Annotated in this window: 1 protein-coding gene; it reads right to left on the minus strand. The window is 74.6% G+C overall.

From position 1 onward, the window contains the following. The coding region (locus NON22_RS23365; protein WP_257389388.1) for an SDR family NAD(P)-dependent oxidoreductase at positions 1 to 2,215 on the minus strand (2,215 nt) is incomplete at both ends.

Genomic DNA, 2,215 nt, shown 5'->3' on the forward strand with positions numbered 1-2,215 from the left:
GCGCCGCTGCCGGCGCCGACGTCGGCGCCACATTGCGGCGCCGGCCGCGGACGTGCGCGTCGATGCGCTCCGGCAGCCCGTAGACCGCGATGCCCTGGGCGCCGTCGGCGCTCAGCAGTTCCTCGAACAGGCGCAGGCCTTCGTCGGTCGGCAGCGGCATCAACCCGGTGCGCGCCTGCAGCAGCGCGAGCTGTTCCGGCGCGATCTGCATGCCGCCGTCGCGCCAGTACGGCCAGGCTATCGACACCGTGCGGCCCGTGCGCAGGCCGGCCGCGCGCTGGCGTTCGCGGCGTTCGGCGAACGCGTCGAGGAACTGGTTGGCATAGGCGTAGTCGCTCTGGCCGGCGTTGCCGTCGACGCCGGCGATCGAGCCGAACAGCACGAACAGATCCAGCGGCTCGTCGCGCGTGGCCTCGTCGAGCCGGATCGCGCCGCCGGCCTTGGGATCGAGCACGGCGCGCAGATCGGCGAGCGACTTGCCGCGCACGAAACCGTCGCGCGTGACGCCGGCCGCGTGGATGACGCCGCTTAGACGGCCGTAGCGCGCCTTGATCTCGCGCACGACGCGATCGGCGTCCTCGGCACGCGACACGTCGGCCTGCATGTAGACGATTTCGGCCGCATGCTGGCGCAGACGCGCGAGGCGCTGCTCATGCTGCGGCGTCGACGCGGAACGGCCGACCAGCACGAGGCGCGCCGCGTAGTGCTGCGCGAGGTATTCGCCGAACAGCAGCCCCAGCCCGCCGAGGCCGCCGGTGATCAGGTACACGCCGCCGTGCTTGAGCGGCACGCGGTCGGCGGCGACCGTCGCCTCGTGCCGTTCGAGGCGGCGCACGCAGCGCTCGGCGCCGGCGGCGCCGCAGCGATAGCGCACTTCCTCGACACCGGCCGGCGCGCCGGCGATTTCGGCGGCCGCGATCGCGGCTTCGTCGGCGAGGCTCAGGCCCGTGTCGGCATCCATGCTGACGACCTTGCCGCTGAAGCCGGGCTGTTCCAGCGCCAGGGTCTTCAGGAATGCCGCGAGCGCCTGATGCTGCGGCGCGGCCGCGTCGGCGATGACGACGTAGTGCGCGACTGCCGACACGGCCATCAGCGCCTTGGCCGTGTGCAGCAATGCCGACACGGGTTCGTGCAGCGCGGCCGCGGCCGGCAGCGACTGCTCCAGGGTCACGCCGTCGCTGCAGCGGTGGAGGATGGTCCGCGGCAGCGCGCCGCGCTGCTGCAGGGTCGCGAACAGGCGCCGGAAATCCGCTTCGTCGTCGGCGCGCAGTTCGAACACGAGCGGCCCGAGTTCGCGATACGCCGCGGCGAACGTCACGCGCACGAGCGGCGCACCGGCCGCGCGGACGGAATCCAGCGCCTGGAACACTGCGTCGGTGCCGCCGAGCAGCAGCACGCCGCCGGTCTGCGCCGGCGACATCGCCGGCAGCGGCGCCGGCTGCCAGCTCGAGCCGTAGCGCAGGCGCTGCGGCGTCTCGACGGCGGCGTCCGCCGACCGCGACGGCAACGACGCGACCGCGGCCGGCGCGGCAGCCGAAGGCGCTGCCGCCGGCAGCGGCAGCCAGTAGCGCTGGCGTTCGAACGCGTAAGTCGGCAGCGATACGCGGCGCGGCGTGCGGCCCGCGTGCAGCGCGGTCCAGTCGATCTCGGCGCCGTAGGTCCACAGCCGTGCGAGCCGCGGCAGGTCGCGGGCTTGCGCGAGCGCGTGCAGGAACGACTGTCCGGCGGGACCGTCGACGAGCAGCGCCGCGCCATGTCCGTCGTCGCCGCCGTCGCTGTGCACGACGGCCGCCGCGTCGCCGGCATCCGTTGCCGCGGCGCGCTCGCCGCCGTCCTGCGCGGCGATCCAGTCCTGCAGTGCGGCCACGAAACCGGCGAGATCGCCGGCCACGCAGGCCAGGCGCGCTGTCATCGGCGTGCGGCCGGCCTGCAGGGTGTAGGCGACGTCCTCCGGCGACAGCTCCGTATGCGCGGCGAGATACGCCGCGAGGCGCTGCGCCTGGCGGCGCAGGGCGCGCGGCGTACGCGCGGACAGCACGAACAGATGCTCGGCGGCGGCCGGCGCCGCGCCGCGCTTGTCGCGGTATTCCTCGACGATCAGGTGCGCATTCGCGCCGCCGGCGCCGAACGAGCTGATGCCGCTGCGCCGCGGCTGGCCGTCGCGGCGCGGCCACGGCGCGAGCGCGGTCTGCACGCGGAACGGCGTGCGTGCGAA

Source organism: Tahibacter caeni (genome assembly GCF_024609805.1).
Lineage (GTDB): Bacteria > Pseudomonadota > Gammaproteobacteria > Xanthomonadales > Rhodanobacteraceae > Tahibacter > Tahibacter caeni.